Origin of the sequence: Hippea jasoniae (assembly GCF_000744435.1) — a bacterium.
Lineage (GTDB): Bacteria > Campylobacterota_A > Desulfurellia > Desulfurellales > Hippeaceae > Hippea > Hippea jasoniae.
The window spans coordinates 96081-111985 of record NZ_JQLX01000014.1; the positions used below are offsets into that span (position 1 = coordinate 96081).

16 protein-coding genes and 1 pseudogene are annotated in these 15905 nt (G+C 39.2%); 12 read left to right on the forward strand and 5 right to left on the reverse strand.

Annotated elements, in window-relative coordinates:
• Positions 1-130: 130 nt before the first annotated feature.
• The 7 genes and pseudogenes from EK17_RS09580 to yihA all read left to right on the forward strand — a co-directional run.
• Positions 131-493 (forward strand): annotated as a pseudogene (locus EK17_RS09580) (PAS domain S-box protein); the annotation flags it as partial.
• Positions 467-1162, forward strand: coding sequence for a methyl-accepting chemotaxis protein (locus EK17_RS09585; protein WP_408606051.1), 696 nt, complete (start codon positions 467-469; stop codon positions 1160-1162). The pseudogene EK17_RS09580 and the gene EK17_RS09585, both read left to right, overlap by 27 nt.
• Before the next feature lie 11 nt (positions 1163-1173).
• The gene (leuC, locus tag EK17_RS06560) at positions 1174-2445 is read left to right on the forward strand and encodes a 3-isopropylmalate dehydratase large subunit (RefSeq protein ID WP_035589072.1); all 1272 of its coding nucleotides are present in this window, start codon (positions 1174-1176) and stop codon (positions 2443-2445) included.
• On the forward strand, positions 2442-2933 hold the full coding sequence (leuD, locus tag EK17_RS06565) for a 3-isopropylmalate dehydratase small subunit (RefSeq protein ID WP_035588863.1): 492 nt from the start codon (positions 2442-2444) through the stop codon (positions 2931-2933). Before leuC ends, leuD begins: the two co-directional genes overlap by 4 nt.
• 8 nt (positions 2934-2941) lie before the next feature.
• Complete coding sequence (gene leuB, locus EK17_RS06570; protein ID WP_035588865.1) at positions 2942-4024, forward strand: 3-isopropylmalate dehydrogenase; 1083 nt, start codon at positions 2942-2944, stop codon at positions 4022-4024.
• Entirely contained in the window at positions 4021-4494 is a 474-nt protein-coding gene (locus EK17_RS06575; RefSeq protein WP_035588866.1) for a metallophosphoesterase, read from the forward strand. Before leuB ends, EK17_RS06575 begins: the two co-directional genes overlap by 4 nt.
• Positions 4422-5066: a ribosome biogenesis GTP-binding protein YihA/YsxC gene (yihA, locus tag EK17_RS06580; protein ID WP_051904488.1), complete on the forward strand. Its 645-nt coding sequence runs from the start codon at positions 4422-4424 to the stop codon at positions 5064-5066. The genes EK17_RS06575 and yihA overlap by 73 nt, the downstream gene beginning before the upstream one ends.
• Here the strand turns inward: yihA and hslU are convergent.
• From hslU to tig, 5 genes are read right to left on the reverse strand one after another with little or no spacing between them, the layout of a single operon-like run.
• Positions 5061-6410: an ATP-dependent protease ATPase subunit HslU gene (gene hslU, locus EK17_RS06585; RefSeq protein WP_035588869.1), complete on the reverse strand. Its 1350-nt coding sequence runs from the start codon at positions 6408-6410 to the stop codon at positions 5061-5063. The two genes, yihA and hslU, sit on opposite strands and share 6 nt — an antisense overlap.
• Positions 6411-6947 carry an ATP-dependent protease subunit HslV gene (gene hslV / locus EK17_RS06590; RefSeq protein WP_035588871.1) on the reverse strand — a complete coding sequence of 179 codons (537 nt, stop codon included), beginning with the start codon at positions 6945-6947 and terminating at the stop codon, positions 6411-6413.
• On the reverse strand, positions 6947-8197 hold the full coding sequence (clpX, locus tag EK17_RS06595; protein WP_035589077.1) for an ATP-dependent Clp protease ATP-binding subunit ClpX: 1251 nt from the start codon (positions 8195-8197) through the stop codon (positions 6947-6949). Before clpX ends, hslV begins: the two co-directional genes overlap by 1 nt.
• A complete protein-coding gene (gene clpP / locus EK17_RS06600; protein ID WP_035588874.1) occupies positions 8190-8804 on the reverse strand; it encodes an ATP-dependent Clp endopeptidase proteolytic subunit ClpP in 615 nt (204 codons plus the stop codon). Before clpP ends, clpX begins: the two co-directional genes overlap by 8 nt.
• Positions 8801-10144 (reverse strand): trigger factor, encoded by a 1344-nt coding sequence (gene tig / locus EK17_RS06605; protein WP_035588877.1) that lies wholly within the window; start codon positions 10142-10144, stop codon positions 8801-8803. The genes clpP and tig overlap by 4 nt, the downstream gene beginning before the upstream one ends.
• Positions 10145-10240: 96 nt before the next feature.
• On the opposite strand from tig, the gene EK17_RS06610 reads away from it, so the two are divergent.
• The 5 genes from EK17_RS06610 (at position 10241) to meaB (ending at position 15905) form a co-directional block, all read left to right on the forward strand.
• Positions 10241-10891 carry a response regulator transcription factor gene (locus EK17_RS06610; RefSeq protein WP_035588880.1) on the forward strand — a complete coding sequence of 217 codons (651 nt, stop codon included), beginning with the start codon at positions 10241-10243 and terminating at the stop codon, positions 10889-10891.
• Between the two features lie 68 nt (positions 10892-10959).
• Positions 10960-11817: a sensor histidine kinase gene (locus EK17_RS06615; RefSeq protein ID WP_035588883.1), complete on the forward strand. Its 858-nt coding sequence runs from the start codon at positions 10960-10962 to the stop codon at positions 11815-11817.
• A complete protein-coding gene (locus EK17_RS06620) occupies positions 11795-12673 on the forward strand; it encodes a lytic murein transglycosylase (RefSeq protein WP_035588885.1) in 879 nt (292 codons plus the stop codon). Before EK17_RS06615 ends, EK17_RS06620 begins: the two co-directional genes overlap by 23 nt.
• Positions 12674-12745: 72 nt before the next feature.
• Complete coding sequence (gene scpA / locus EK17_RS06625; RefSeq protein ID WP_035588888.1) at positions 12746-14917, forward strand: methylmalonyl-CoA mutase; 2172 nt, start codon at positions 12746-12748, stop codon at positions 14915-14917.
• Positions 14907-15905, forward strand: coding sequence for a methylmalonyl Co-A mutase-associated GTPase MeaB (gene meaB, locus EK17_RS06630; protein ID WP_035588890.1), 999 nt, complete (start codon positions 14907-14909; stop codon positions 15903-15905). Before scpA ends, meaB begins: the two co-directional genes overlap by 11 nt.

Here is a 15905-nt window from a genome sequence, read left to right on the forward strand (position 1 = left end):
AAATGTGGTTGATAGATTTGTAGATGAAGTGTTAAGGGATAAAGAAAAAGAGCTATCCAATGAGGATAAAAATATACTTAAACAGGGTAATTTTATTGAAAAAATAGAAAAGCTCCTTGAGATTCTGTATATGGATGTTTACAGTTGGCGGTTCTTTAGAGAGAACTTTTTTATTATATTTGCAGTGAGTCCGCAGAGGAGATTTCTTTATTTTAATAAGGCTTTTGAGGAGATTACAGGTTTTAGTAGAAATGAACTTTTAAATGTTGATTCAGCTGCAAAGATTCTCTGGCCTCAAAATCCGCCTGAGTGTTATGTATGTAAGATTGTAATGCGCTCTCTCAATGAGCAGCGGGTTGTTGTGGAAGAAGCCAAGATTGCAAACAGAAACGGTGAGATTATACCTGTAATGGTTAACGCTATGCCGATTGTGAAAGATGGCAGTGTCGTTTATATTTATGTGATATTGAGGGATTTAAGGGAAGAAGTTAAAAAGAGAGAGGAGTATTTAAGAGAAAATGTTGAATATATCAGCAGTATATTGAATAGAGTAGCAGAGGGCGATATAGCTGAGAAGATTTATATAGAGGAGGATAATCAACTCAAAGCACTTGAGGCACCAATAAATGCCATAATTGAGAGTCTTCAGACGGTGGTTGGCGGTATTAAATCCTCAGCGGAAGTGGCTGATAATATTGCCAGTGATGTTAAAGGTAATGTTGAGCAGGTTGAAAAGTGGAATAACGAGATATTCTTAAAATCCCAATCAGAACTTACACAGCTTGCAAAGCAGCTGGGTAAGGCAACAGCAAACATAGAAAATATCGTGAATCTAATTAGGGATATAGCAGAGCAAACAAATCTACTGGCTCTGAATGCCGCAATTGAGGCAGCCCGCGCTGGTGAGGCTGGACGAGGCTTTGCCGTTGTAGCAGATGAAGTGAGAAATCTTGCAGAAAAAAGTCAAAGGGCAACAGGTGATATAGCAGAAGCCATTAAGGCCATAGAAAACAGTGCAAATCAGATGATAGATAAAATAGAGGTAAACAGCGAGTTTTCCAATCAGTTGATAGGTACAGTTTCATCACTGAGAGATAATATCGAGGCATTGAATCAACACATAAAAGAGTTAATGGATAGCGTTTCTGTATTTAATGTATGAGGGGTGAGGCTATGGGAATGACGATTTCTCAAAAGATTCTTGCAAAAAAGAGCAATAAAAAGGAGGTAAAAGCAGGGGAGATTGTGCTTGCAGATGTTGACTTAGCTTTTGCAAACGATATTACAGCACCAATTGCCATCGATTTTGTAAAAAGGTTGGGTGTTGATCTGTTTGATAAAGATAAAGTGGCGCTTATTCCTGATCATTTCACGCCAAACAAGGATATTAACTCAGCCAACCAGTGTAAGCTGATGAGGGATTTTGTTAAAGAAAGAAACCTGCCTCACTACTGGGAAACGGGCGAGGTGGGCATTGAGCATGCACTTTTGCCCGAGCAGGGTTTTATTAAGCCCGGTATGCTTGTTGTTGGTGCAGACTCACACACCTGCACGCATGGGGCTTTAGGGGCTTTTGCAACAGGTATGGGCTCAACGGATGTGGGTTTTGCCTTTGCTACGGGAAAAAGCTGGTTTAGAGTGCCATCATCGATAAAGATTAACTATTCAGGAAAAAGAAAGAGATGGGTTGGTGGTAAGGATTTAATACTCTATACGATCGGCAAAATAGGCGTGGCAGGTGCTTTGTATAAATCTCTTGAATTTATCGGGGAGGCGATTAGAAATCTTCCAATGGAAGATAGGCTTACGATGTGCAATATGGCAATTGAAGCCGGTGCAAAAAACGGCATTGTAGAGCCGGATAATATAACGGTGGAATATTTGAAAGAAAAGGGTGTATTGCCTGATCAGTATGAGATAATAAAAAGCGATGATGATGCCGATTATGATGAGATTATAGATATTGATGTTGATGATGTTGCCCCTCAGGTTGCATTCCCCCACCTACCTGAAAATGCTATTGCCGTTGATGATATTAAAGAGGATATAAAAATCGATCAGGCGTTTATTGGCTCATGCACCAACGGCAGAATCAGTGATTTAAGAGAGGCAGCAAGGGTTTTGAAAAACAACAGGGTGGCTAAATATGTTAGACTTATAATTATACCAGCAACGGTTGAAGTGTATAAACAGGCTCTAAAAGAGGGTTTGTTTGACATATTTTTAGAGGCTGGTGCTGTTGTCTCAACGCCCACATGCGGTCCATGTCTGGGTGGGTATATGGGCATTTTAGCAGATGGAGAGGTGTGTATTTCTACATCAAACAGAAACTTTGTGGGTAGAATGGGCTCTAAAAAGGCGTTTGTTTATCTATCAAGCCCTGCTGTGGCTGCGGCAAGTGCAGTTGCAGGAAGAATCGTTCATCCTGATGAGGTGGTTAAATGATTTTTAAAGGTAAAGTGTTTAAATATGGTGATAATGTTGACACAGATGTGATAATCCCTGCGCGATACCTCAATACATCAGATCCAGAGGAGTTAGCAAAACATTGTATGGAGGATATAGACGAAAATTTCGTTAAGAATGTGAAAGCGGGTGATATTATTGTAGCAGGTGAGAATTTTGGCTCTGGCTCAAGCAGAGAGCATGCACCGATTGCCATAAAAGCAAGCGGTATTGCCTGTGTTGTAGCTAAATCTTTTGCGCGTATATTCTATAGAAATTCGTTTAATATAGGCTTGCCGATACTTGAATCAAATGTTGTGGATTTTGTTGAATACGGTGATGAGATTGAGGTTGATACTCAAAAAGGCACAATAAAACTGCTAAAAAACGATAAAATTTTCAAATCCTCCGTGATTCCTGAGTTTATGGTTCAGCTGATAGAAAGCGGTGGTTTGTTTGGATATGCTAAAAAACTTTTAAATCTGTGAGGTGAGAGATGGCTGAGTTTAAAATAGCCGTAATGGAAGGTGATGGCATTGGGCCTGAGATAGTTGCAGAGGGGATAAAGGTGCTGAATGAGATTGCATCAAAATTTAACCACAGGTTTCAATACGAGTATGTGTATGTAGGTGGATGCGCCATAGATAGATTTGGAGAGCCCTTACCACAAAGTGAGGTTGATAAGATTCTATCATGCGATGCGTTGTTTTTTGGTTCTGTTGGTGGGCCAAAATGGGATAATCTGCCGCAGGATAAAAAACCAGAAGCTGGGCTTTTAGGTATCAGAAAAGCCCTTGGTGCTTTTGCCAATCTAAGACCAGCCAAGGTGTTTGATGAGTTGATCGATGCAAGCACCTTAAAACCCGATGTTATAAGAGGCATAGATATTTTAGTTGTCAGGGAACTAACAGGCGGTATCTATTTTGGAAAACCAAAAGGTATTTTTGAGGAAAACGGCACAAAAAAGGCTCTCAATACGATGGTTTATACATACGAGGAGATCGAAAGGATTGTTAGACTGGCTTTTGAGCTTGCTCGCTTAAGAGGAAAAAAACTAACAAGCGTGGATAAAGCCAATGTGCTTGATGTTTCTCAGTTCTGGCGCGATGTAGTGGAAGAGGTGGCCAAAGATTATCCCGATGTGGAATACAATCACATGCTTGTGGATAACGCTGCCATGCAGCTTGTGAGGAATCCAAAACAGTTTGATGTTATCGTAACGGGCAACATCTTCGGTGATATTCTATCGGATGAGGCAAGTATGCTCACAGGATCAATTGGAATGCTGCCCAGTGCTTCAATAGGCGGCAGAGTGGGTATGTTTGAACCCATTCATGGTTCAGCTCCAGATATTGCAGGATTGGGTATAGCAAACCCTATAGCCCAGATAGAATCTGCTGCCATGATGCTTAAGTATGGCTTAAAGCTTACCAAAGAGGCTGAAACGATTGAAAAGGCCGTTGATTTAGTGTTAAAAATGGGTTATAGAACCCCCGATATCTACAGTGAGGGCAAAAGAAAGGTGAACACGCAGCAGATGGGTGATTTAATTGCAAAAGCGATAGGTGATGTTGCATGAAAATAGGCATTATTTCGGATTCACACGACAATATCGATGCCATAGCAAAGGCCGTTGAGATACTCAACAACAGTAATGTTGATTTGACTATTCATCTTGGCGATATAGTATCTCCTTTTTGTTTTGATTGGTTTAAAAAATTGAGAAGTGATTTTTTGGGTGTTTTTGGCAACAACGACGGAGAGGTGTTGTTTTTAGATAAAAAAAGCGAAGGGGTTCTGCATAAGCCACCGTTTGAGGTTGAAATAGACAGAAAGGAGTTTATTTTAATGCATGAGCCTTTTGGCATTGAAAAGCTCAAAACCCAGTATGACTATGTGTTGTATGGTCATCTGCATAAGGTTGACATAAGAAAAACAGATAGGGGTTGTATCATAAATCCCGGGGAGCTTTGTGGATGTCTGACAAAGAAACGCACAATGGTGATTCTAAATACAACAGACAATCAGACTCAACTGATCACTGTTTAGCATTTAAAAAAGCTACCTTTGAGGGCAGTTTTGATTCTGCTGCCCGTCTTTTGCCTCTAAATCAGTTTGCCTTTGCTGGCAGGAGCAATGTGGGCAAATCGTCTCTAATAAACGCAATTTTAAATAGAAAAATAGCATATGTAAGCAAAAACCCCGGAAAAACAACCATGATAAACGCAATAAGGGTGTATGACACAAAGAGGCAATTCTTTTTAATAGACCTACCCGGCTATGGTTATGCCAGACGCTCAAAGACGATGCGTAATAACTGGAGGAAAACAATAGAAGATTACTTAATTCAGGCCAATCTGCTTAAGCATGTATTTGTTTTGATAGATGCCCGCCACAGCCTTATGGAATCTGATGCGATGTTTCTTGACTGGCTTAAGTATTTTAATCGTCCCTATAGCGTTATTCTGACAAAAACAGACCTTGCAAGACAGAGTGATATATCTACTCTTTTGAAGCAGCTAAAACCCTATATTAATGATAACTACTTTTTAACATCATCAAAAAAGAAAAAGGGTATATCAAAACTCTGTGATTTTATAAGGAAACTTGCCTTTTTATAAAATATACCTGCTTAAATCCCTGTTTTGAGCAATATCGGAGAGTTTCATCTCGACATATTTATCGTCTATGGTGATTTCTTTCTGAGGTAGATCTGGTGCTTCAAACGATATATCCTCAAGGAGTTTTTCAAGCAGTGTATGAAGCCTCCTTGCACCTATATTTTCGGTTTCTTTGTTGATTTTTTCTGCAAGTTCTGCAAGTTTTTCTATTGCACTGTCGCTGAATTTTAACTGTATGCCTTCTGTTTCAAGCAAAGCCTGATACTGCTTTATCAGTGCATTTTTGGGTTCTGTTAAGATGCGTATAAAATCCTCTTTCTTTAGCGGCTTTAGTTCAACCCTGATGGGAAATCTGCCCTGCAGCTCGGGTATCATGTCGGATGGTTTTGCCTGATGAAATGCACCTGCTGCAATAAAGAGTATATGGTCTGTTTTTATAACACCGTAGCGTGTGTTTACACTTGAGCCCTCAACGATAGGCAAAAGGTCTCTTTGGACGCCCTCTCTTGATACATCAGCGCCCGTTGTGTTGCCTTTTGAGATGATTTTGTCGATTTCATCGATAAAAACGATGCCGTCATTTGATGCTTTCTCTATGGCTTTTTCCTTTACCTTGTCTTTGTCGATGAGTTTCTGGGCTTCCTCATCCTTCAAAATCCTCAAGGCCTCTTTTACCGTGACTTTTCTTGTTTTTTTCTTTGAAGGAAGGATGTTGTCTATCATATCCTTTAGTGATGAGTCCAATTCATCGATAGGGGCTGCTGCAACCTCTATAAAAGGCACAAACTGCTCAGGTCTTTGCGGATTGATGGTGATTTCTATGATTTTTTCATCAAGTTCACCGTTTAGCAGTTTTTCCTTGAATTTTTCTCTTGTTTTTGATATGCGCTCCTCTTCCTCTGTTGAGTAGATTGAGCGTTTCTTTAGGGGTGGCACAAGGATATCCAAAACACGCTCAACTGCCTCTTTTTGAGCTTTATCTTCAACCTTTTTGAGTTCCTCGTTTTTTACGATTTCATAGCTGATTCTTGCAAGGTCTCTGATGATAGATTCCACATCCCGTCCTACATATCCCACTTCGGTGAATTTACTTGCCTCTACTTTAACAAAAGGGGCGTTTGTTATTTTTGCAATTCTCCTTGCAATCTCTGTTTTTCCCACACCCGTTGGTCCGATCATGAGAATGTTTTTTGGTGTAATATCGTCTTTTATTTCACCTTCAACCCTTTGTCTTCTATATCTGCTTCTTAAGGCTATCGCTATAGCTTTCTTTGCTTCTTTTTGGCCAACTATGTATTTATCAAGAAGTTCCACTATCTTTTTGGGTGTGAGATGCTCTTCCATTTAATCCCCCAGTGTTTCTATTGTTATGTTGTCGTTTGTGTATATACATATGGATGAGGCTATTTTGAGTGATTCTTTGACGATTTCTACTGCTGAAAGGTTTGAGAATTTAAGAAGGGCATAGGCAGCAGAAAGTGCGTAATTGCCACCAGAACCTATTGCAACAACCTCGTTGTCTGGGGAAACCACATCCCCGTTGCCCGAGATCAGATATGTTGTTGAGTTGTCTGCAGCAATAAGCATCGCCTCAAGGCGTCTTAGCACCTTATCTGTTCGCCAATCCTTGGCAAGCTCAACTGCTGCACGCGTCAGGTTTCCCCCATATTCGTTGAGTTTGTCTTCCAATTTTTCAAACAGTGTAAAGGCATCGGCTGTTGAGCCTGCAAAACCCACGATTACGCTATCGTTGTAGAGTTTTCTAATCTTTTTGGCCTTTGCTTTAACAACCGTATTACCCAAAGTTACCTGACCATCGCCACCTATGGCTGTTATATTGTCTTTCCTTAAGCAGATGATTGTTGTTCCTTTTAGCTCCATTATGCGCTCTTTTTACTCTTTTTAACTAAAATGGGCGGTTTGTTTTCTTCAATAACCTCTCTGTTTATAATGCACTCCTCTATATTTTTCATCGATGGCACTTTATACATGACATCAACCATAATCTCTTCCATGATGCTCCTTAAGCCCCTTGCTCCCACTTTTCTTAAAATTGCCTTCCTTGCTATGGCTTTTAGGGCATCATCTGTTATTGTGAGCTTTACATTATCCATCTTTAACATTCTTGTATATTGCTTAACAAGGGCGTTTTTGGGCTCTGTGAGGATTCTTACCAACTCATCCTCTGTAAGCTCCTGCAGCGTTGCAACCACATGCAACCTGCCTATAAGCTCGGGTATTAAGCCGTATTTCATTAAGTCCTCTGGTGTTACCTGTTTGAGCAGATTGTATTTCTCCTGCTTATCTACTACCACAGGATTGGTGAAACCTATACTCTTTTTGCTGATCCTTCTTGCAATGATGTTTTCTAATCCTTCAAATGCACCACCGCAGATAAACAGTATATTTGTTGTGTCAACCTGAATAAATTCCTGCTGTGGGTGTTTTCTTCCACCATAGGGTGGCACATTAACCACGCTACCCTCGATGAGTTTTAATAACGCCTGTTGCACTCCCTCACCGGATACATCCCTTGTGATTGAAGGGTTTTCGCTTTTTCTTGAAATTTTATCGATCTCATCTATGTAAACGATACCTTTCTGAGCCAATGCTACATTGTAGTCAGCTGCCTGCAGCAGCCTCACAAGGATATTTTCTACATCTTCACCAACATAGCCAGCCTCTGTCAGGCTTGTGGCATCTGCTATGGCAAACGGCACATCAAGTATTTTGGCTAAAGTTTTAGCAATAAGGGTTTTGCCCGTGCCTGTGGGGCCAATAAGCAAGATATTACTCTTTTCAAGCTCCACATCATCCTTTTTCTTTATGCCCTTTGCATGGATTCGCTTGTAGTGGTTATATGCAGCAACAGACAATATCTTTTTTGCATCATCCTGAGAAATAATGTATTCATCCAATTTCTCTTTAATCTGTTGCGGTGTTAGAATGTTGAATTTATCATCCTTTGTTTTTGAAAGCTCCTCATCCTCTGCCAATATATCCTCACACAAAGCCACGCACTCATCGCAGATGTATACGCCAGGTCCTGCAATGAGTTTTCTTACCTCATCCTGCGTTCTACCACAGAATGAGCATCTCAAAGGCCCCTGAGGTCTATCGGAGCTACCCATTGTTTTCATCTGTTTTCTCCTCTTCTTCTCTTGAATAGATAATTCTATCGATTATCCCGTATTTTAATGCCTCATTGGCATCCATAAAATAATCCCTTTCTGTATCTTTTTCAATGGTTTTAAGTCTTTTGCCTGTGTGTTTTGCCAGTATCTCATTGAGAATCTTTTTAAGACGCAGAATCTCCTTTGCGTGTATTTCAATCTCTGTTGCCTGACCTGTGATGCCTCCTATAGGCTGATGGATCATTATGCGGGCATGGGGGAGTGAATATCTTTTGCCCTTTGTGCCGCTTGCAAGCAGTAATGCGCCCATGCTTGCTGCAGATCCTATACATATCGTTGTCACATCGCATTTTATATATTGTATTGTATCATAAATTGCAAGACCGGCTGTTACACTGCCGCCGGGTGAGTTGATATATAGAAAGATATCTTTATCCGGGTCTTCGCTTTCTAAGAATAATAGCTGACTTACGATAATACTGCTTGTATCATCGTTTATTTCACCGTTGAGCATAACGATACGATCCTTTAATAGGCGCGAATAGATGTCGTATGCCCTTTCTCCCTGTGGTGTTTTTTCTATGACAATTGGTATTAAGTTCATGTTTTTTCAACCTCTTCTTTTGCTTCTTGAGGGTTTTGTTCTTTTTCCTCTTTGGCCTCAATAATCTTTGCGTTTTTATAAACAAGATCCAAAGCTTTGTCGCCTAAGATCTCCATCTGAATTACAGGCAGTAAGCCTTTTTCCTGATACTCTTTGTAAACCTCATCAAACGGTTTTCTCTGGGCGTTTGCATCCCTTGAGATGACATCGTTGATTTCCTCAGAACTTACATCAAGCCCCTCTTTTTCAGCTATTTTCAAAAGAACAAATGTTGCTTTAACCCTTTTTCTTGCCTCAGGCTCAAATTTTTCCCTCAAAGCAGCGGGTTTAAACTCATCTGTTGAAATATCCACACCCATGTAATACATGTTCTTTACATATTCCATAATCATTTGATTGGCTTCATTATTTACCAAACTTTCAGGCAGATCAAAATCGTATTGCTCAAGCAGTTTATCTAAAAGCTCATCCTTCTGCCTTTCTACCTCTTCTTTTTCTTTGTTTTCTTTTAATCTTTTTTTAACATCCTCAATTAAGTCATCTACAGAGTTAAACTCCTTGTTGATCTTTTTTGCAAGCTCATCATCTACTTCAGGCAGAATGCGTTTTTTAACCGATTTGACCTTTATTTTGAAGATTACATCTTTGCCCTTCAAAGCTCTTAATGGATATTCTTTATCAAACGATGCTTCAACCTCTTTTTCCTCTCCTGCTTTCATGCCAATCAAGGCTTTTTCGATCTCCTCGATCAGCTGCTTTTTGCCCACCTCAACGGGAAGGTTATCTGATGCAAAATCGTTTATTGGGTATTTTGTATCTTTTGTGAATGTTTTAAGCTCAATCAATGCAAAATCGCCTTCTTCTATTGCTCCTTCTTTATCCTCCAATGTAGCAAAGGCTTCTCTTAATTGATCTATTACCTTGTCTATATCTTCCTGCTTAACCTCTATCGGTTTTGCCTTAATTTCGATGCCTTTGTATTCCTTTAGCTCAAATTCAGGTTTTATATCAACCATGGCTGTAAAGGATAAGCCGTCGTTATCGTCCATCTTTATGTCTAAGAATACAGGATCTGAAACTGTGTCGATCTTTTCCTTCTGGATGGCAAATTCAAAGGCTTCGGCTACAAGCTCTCTCTGCGTATCCTCTTCAATCTCCTTTTTGTAGTTTCTAACTATGATTTCTCTTGGCACTTTACCTTTTCTGAATCCCTTGATTCTAACGCTTTTTTTTAGCTCGTTGATGATTTCATCCTTTTTTTCTTTAACCTTTTTAGCATCAACCTTTATTTGAAGTTTCTTTCTTGAAGGTTTTACATCCTCAACTGCTACCTCTACCATACTTCCTCCCGCATCTTTAGTTAGCCAAATATACCAAAAGAAAACCGTCTTTTCAATCTTGTTGACCTTTTTTTGGCTATTTAATAAGTTAAAGGTATGGCAAGGGTTTTATTAATTGAGGATGATTTATACTTAGGTGAGGCAATAAGGCGCTATCTTACAAAGAACGGCCACAGCTGCGAGCTTGTTGAAGATGATAGAGAAGTAATGGCTGTTTTTTTAAATAGTGGTTTTGATATAGTTGTGCTGGATTTGATTTTAAAGTTTAGCAGAGGTGAGGATATATTAAGACAGATCAAAGCAAAACAGGATATACCTGTTATTATTCTAACTGCAAAGGGCAGCATTGAAGATAAAGAGGTCTGCTTTGGGCTGGGTGCTGATGATTACATAACAAAGCCGTTTAATCCAAAGGAACTGCTATTAAGAATTGAGGCTGTTTTAAAAAGAAACAAAAGGAACATTATAAAATTTGGCTCTATCGAAATCGATTTAAAAACAAAAATTTTAAAAAAAGAAGGAAAACCTGTCTATCTAACAAAAAAGGAATGGGAGTTGCTCGAGTTTTTTATTAATCATTCAGGAAAGGTGGTTGATAGCGAAACAATTCTTGTTAATGTATGGCCTGATAGTGATATCTCTTCAGATTCAATAAGAGTTTATGTTAAAAAACTCAGGGATATTTTAGGTAAAGATGTTATAAAAACGCTAAAGGGAAGGGGGTATCTGTTTTTAGTAGAAAAATAGCCTCCTACAGGCCGATTGTTGCTGTTTTATTTGTTCTTGTTTTATGGCTTTCTGCTATAAATATTGTTGTGTTTGTTTTTGCAAGGCACACCTTTTTTGTTTCATTAAAAAGGGAGCTTAAAGCCTACTCGAATATAGAAAGGTTTGGCGGCAAAATAGATTTGCCTGAGTATGTGATTATTCAAGACCATCCCATATCAAAAAAAGGATATGTCCTGTATGCGTCAGACAACGGTGTTTTTATTTATGTAAATATGTCTTATTTTGAAAGGCTTTTTAGAAACTTTGCTGTTGATCTGTTTTTGTGGGAAACATCACTTACATTGACTGTTGTTTTAATTGTTTTTTTGATTTTGAAGAGGTTTAATACAAAGCAAAAGCAGATAAACGATATGATGAGATTGATCGTTGAGACGATGTCACATAAAATTGGAAACTTTTTGTCTTCAGTCAGGGTAAACCTTGAAATTAATGATGAAGAAGGCATAAAACAGATAAAGAAGAGCCTTGAGGTGGTGGAGAATGACTTTAAAGCCATGCAGAAAAAGATTCAGAGGTTATACGATCATTCAGAGACTATTGAAACAGTGAAACTCAACGAAATAGTTGAAGAAATAATAAAAAACTTGGGAGAGGAAAGGTTTAATTACTTTTTGGATGAAGCTAAATTAAAAGTCAATAAAGATGACCTTCAGATAGTTATCTGGGAGGTGTTAAACAACGCATTTAAGTATGCCGATGGCAAGATAGAGGTTAAACTTTTAAAAAATAAAAAAGTTAAATTTTTTGTGCGCAACAAAATTGGCAGGGTTGCCTCAAACTCTGGATACGGCAAGAAGATCTGTGAATATATAGCTTTTAAAAACGGATGGGTTTTTTCAACAAATATAAAGGAGAACTGTTATGAAGTGGCTATTTATTTTTAGTGTTTTTCTTTTTGCATCAACTGCATGGGGTTTTGATGCAGATAAGATAGCTAAAGAAACATTCAAAAAGTACAATGTGCCTGTTGAGTATTCAAAATCGGTGTTAAAGAAGGCAAAGGTAATGGATAAGGTTAAACAGTTTGTTGAGCGTGTTGCTAACTCACCAGAGAAGGTGTTTAAGTTTTATAACTTTTTGCCCCTATTTTTGAACAAACAGAGGATTAATGATGCAGTAGAATTTTATAAAAGACACAAAGGAGTTTTTGATAAGGTTTATAATCGATACGGTGTTGATAGGTGTGTTTTACTTGCTATTTTGAGTATAGAAACCGACCTTGGAAGGGTTAAACCCAAAACGCCAGCTTTAGATGCACTTTATACGCTTAGCATCTATTCAAAAAGAAAGAGATATTTTACCCATGAACTTGAGGGGTTTTTAGCATACACATACAAATATCACAAAGATCCATTTAAGATTAAGGGGTCAATGACTGCTGCTTTAGGTATACCTCAATTTATGCCAACAAGTATTTTAAACTATGCGGTTGATTTTAACGGAAACGGCTTGAACTTAAATGAGCTTTCCGATGCCCTTGCCTCTATTTCTAACTATCTGTTAAAAAACGGTTATAAGCCGCATAAAAAAATAGCAGAATACATATCTGATAATATCTCAAAATGCAAATCCTTAAAAAATAGAACAGCTGTTTTTGAATTCAAGAATGGTAAGAGGTGCTTTATTTTGTATAAGAACTTTGTGGCTTTAAGGCGATACAACGGGACAATTAATTACGCCATGGCATGCTATTTATTGTCAAAGGCAATATGTAAAAGATTATCTAACAGTTTACAATAGCTCTTTGTGCTTGAAAAATAGTTTGATAGTTTTTAAAATCTTATAAAATAAGTTCACGCAAGGAGGATAGAGATGGGTTTTAAAAAGGTTACAAGACAGGAGTGGAAGCAGTTAGCTTTAAAGGAGTTAAAGGGTAAACCATTTGAGACATTAATCTGGCACTCACCAGAGGGTATAAATATTTATCCGCTTTATACGATGGAAGATTTAGAAAAACTGGAGTATTTAGATACATTTCCAGGATTTCCGCCTTTTATCAGAGGGCCTCGTGCCACCATGTATACAGTAAAACCCTGGACGATCAGGCAATATGCGGGTTTTTCAACAGCTGAGGAGTCCAATGCGTTTTACAAAAAGGCACTTGCCTTAGGTCAGCAGGGATTATCTGTTGCGTTTGATTTAGCCACACACAGGGGATACGATTCAGATCACCCACGCGTTGTGGGCGATGTGGGAAAGGCCGGTGTTGCCATCGATACGGTTGAGGATATGAAAATATTATTTGACGGTATTCCGCTTGATAAAGTCTCTGTTTCGATGACGATGAATGGGGCTGTAATACCTGTTATGGCATTTTACATAGTTGCTGCAGAAGAGCAGGGAGTGGAGCAGAAGCAGCTTTCAGGAACAATCCAGAACGATATTTTGAAGGAGTTTATGGTTAGAAATACCTACATCTATCCACCCCAGCCCTCAATGAGGATTGTGGCAGATATTATCGAATATACGAGCAAATATATGCCAAAGTTTAACTCGATCAGTATCAGTGGATATCATATTCAGGAAGCAGGTGCAAATGCAGTGCTTGAGCTGGCTTTTACTCTTGCAGATGGCCTTGAATATGTTAAAACAGCTCTCAACAGAGGCCTTGATATCGATGCCTTTGCGCCACGCTTATCGTTTTTCTTTGGTATAGGAATGAACTTCTTTATGGAGATAGCAAAGCTTAGAGCGGCAAGATTTTTGTGGGCAAAACTGATTAGCCAGTTTAATCCAAAGAATCCCCGTTCGATGGCTTTAAGAACACATTGTCAGACTTCGGGATGGAGTTTAACGGCTCAGCAGCCATACAACAACATCATAAGAACAACAATTGAGGCACTTGCAGCTGTTTTGGGAGGCACTCAGTCGTTGCACACCAATGCATTGGATGAAGCAATAGCGCTGCCAACCGACTTTTCTGCCCGCATTGCAAGAAACACGCAGCTTATTATTCAGGAGGAATCCAATATCTGTAAAACTGTTGATCCGCTTGCTGGATCCTATTTTATTGAATCACTAACCCATGCATTGATTAGAGAAGCAGAAAAGATCATCGATGAGATTGAGCAAATGGGTGGTATGACCAAAGCCATTGAATCTGGCATGCCAAAACTAAAAATCGAAGAATCAGCAGCAAAAAGACAGGCTTTGATAGATAAAGGTGAATTTGTTATAGTAGGCGTTAATAAATATGTGATACCTGAGGAGGAGGATGAGCAGGTAGAGGTGCTGGATATAGACAATACGGCGGTAAGGCAAAAGCAGATTGAAAGATTGAAAAAGATAAAGGCTGAAAGGGATAACGATAAAGTGCAAAAGGCGCTTGATAAGATAACAAAGGTAGCCGAAGATGGCGGCAATCTGTTGGAGGTGGCTGTAGAGGCTGCAAGGCTCAGGGCAACATTAGGTGAGATTTCATATGCGATGGAGAAGGTATTTGGAAGATACCAGCCACAGATTAAACTTGTAAGCGGGGCTTATGGTGGTTTGCTTGAAGATAATGAGGAGTTTCAAGAGGTTAAAAGGGAGATAGAGGAGTTTGAAAAAGAGGAAGGTAGAAGACCAAGGGTTTTGATTGTAAAGATGGGGCAGGATGGTCATGATAGGGGTGCAAAGGTTGTTGCAACCGGTTATGCAGATATGGGTTTTGATGTGGATGTGGGTCCAATGTTCCAGACGCCCGAGGAGGCTGCAAAAATGGCAGTTGAAAACGATGTTCACGCTGTCGGAATCTCTACACTTGCAGCCGGTCATAATACGCTCGTACCTCAGTTTATTGAAGAACTCAAGAAACTTGAAGCTGATGATGATATAGTGGTAACCGTGGGAGGTGTTATACCAAGGAAGGATTACGATTTTCTATATTCAAAGGGTGTCGCAGCAATTTTTGGACCAGGTACGCCCATTATAAAGTCTGCAAAAGAGTTGATTAAGGCTATAAAGGATAAGAAAACACCCAGGAGATTGCTCAATGGCAGATAATTACGATGTTGATGAGCTTTCTGCTTTATTGATTGCGGGAAAAAGGAGGGCTCTTGCAAAAGCCATAACATTAATCGAAAGTAAAAAACCTGAACATAAAAAGTTAGCAAAAAGGTTGCTTGAAAGGATTTTGCCCAGAAGTGGAAATTCTATAAGAATAGGAATAAGTGGAGTTCCCGGGGTTGGGAAGAGTACATTTATAGAGGCATTTGGCCTCTACCTTATAGAAAAAGGCCATAGGGTTGCTGTTTTGGCTGTAGATCCATCTTCACAAATTACAGGCGGCTCTCTGCTTGGGGATAAAACCAGGATGGAGGAGCTATCACGCAGAAATGAGGCATTTATCAGACCCTCTCCCTCGGGTGATTCACTTGGTGGTGTTGCAAGAAGAACAAGAGAGGCTATTTTTTTGTGTGAGGCGGCAGGTTATGATATAATAATCGTTGAAACAGTGGGTGTTGGACAATCAGAGATTAGTGTTTCTTCGATGGTGGATTTCTTTCTTTTGATGCAGCTGCCCAATGCAGGTGATGAGCTTCAGGGTATAAAAAGGGGTGTTATGGAAGTTGCCGATGCAATTGTGATAAATAAAGCTGATGAAGAAAATCTACAGAGGGCTCAGCTTGCAAAAAAACAGATTGAGAATGCGTTAAGTATTTTTTTAAATGTTGATAAAAGCTGGAAGGTGCCTGTGATTCTTGTTAGTGCCCGCTACAAAAAAGGTATTGATGAGGTTTATGAAACGATAAGCAAGTATGTAAAAATCAAAAAGAAAAGCGGCGAGTTTTACAAAAAAAGGCAGCAGCAGTCAATTCAGTGGATGTGGAGTGTTGTAGTTGAGGGACTAAAAGAGATGCTTAATGAAAATGAGCAGGTTAGAAGATTTGCAAAAGAGATGGAATCTGCAGTGATAAACAAACTAACGACACCGTCGTTTGCTGCAGAGAATATTTTGAGTGAGTTTAAAAATTCCGTATGCAGGGGGTGA

Excerpts from the sequence above, each read along its gene's own strand:
- leuC (WP_035589072.1), top strand. The coding sequence starts at position 1,174 with ATGGGAATGACGATTTCTCAAAAGATTCTTGCAAAAAAGAGCAATAAA.
- leuD (WP_035588863.1), top strand. The coding sequence starts at position 2,442 with ATGATTTTTAAAGGTAAAGTGTTTAAATATGGTGATAATGTTGACACA.
- leuB (WP_035588865.1), top strand. The coding sequence starts at position 2,942 with ATGGCTGAGTTTAAAATAGCCGTAATGGAAGGTGATGGCATTGGGCCT.
- EK17_RS06575 (WP_035588866.1), top strand. The coding sequence starts at position 4,021 with ATGAAAATAGGCATTATTTCGGATTCACACGACAATATCGATGCCATA.
- yihA (WP_051904488.1), top strand. The coding sequence starts at position 4,422 with ATGTCTGACAAAGAAACGCACAATGGTGATTCTAAATACAACAGACAA.
- hslU (WP_035588869.1), bottom strand. The coding sequence starts at position 6,410 with ATGGAAGAGCATCTCACACCCAAAAAGATAGTGGAACTTCTTGATAAA.
- hslV (WP_035588871.1), bottom strand. The coding sequence starts at position 6,947 with ATGGAGCTAAAAGGAACAACAATCATCTGCTTAAGGAAAGACAATATA.
- clpX (WP_035589077.1), bottom strand. The coding sequence starts at position 8,197 with ATGGGTAGCTCCGATAGACCTCAGGGGCCTTTGAGATGCTCATTCTGT.
- clpP (WP_035588874.1), bottom strand. The coding sequence starts at position 8,804 with ATGAACTTAATACCAATTGTCATAGAAAAAACACCACAGGGAGAAAGG.
- tig (WP_035588877.1), bottom strand. The coding sequence starts at position 10,144 with ATGGTAGAGGTAGCAGTTGAGGATGTAAAACCTTCAAGAAAGAAACTT.
- EK17_RS06610 (WP_035588880.1), top strand. The coding sequence starts at position 10,241 with ATGGCAAGGGTTTTATTAATTGAGGATGATTTATACTTAGGTGAGGCA.
- EK17_RS06620 (WP_035588885.1), top strand. The coding sequence starts at position 11,795 with ATGAAGTGGCTATTTATTTTTAGTGTTTTTCTTTTTGCATCAACTGCA.
- scpA (WP_035588888.1), top strand. The coding sequence starts at position 12,746 with ATGGGTTTTAAAAAGGTTACAAGACAGGAGTGGAAGCAGTTAGCTTTA.
- meaB (WP_035588890.1), top strand. The coding sequence starts at position 14,907 with ATGGCAGATAATTACGATGTTGATGAGCTTTCTGCTTTATTGATTGCG.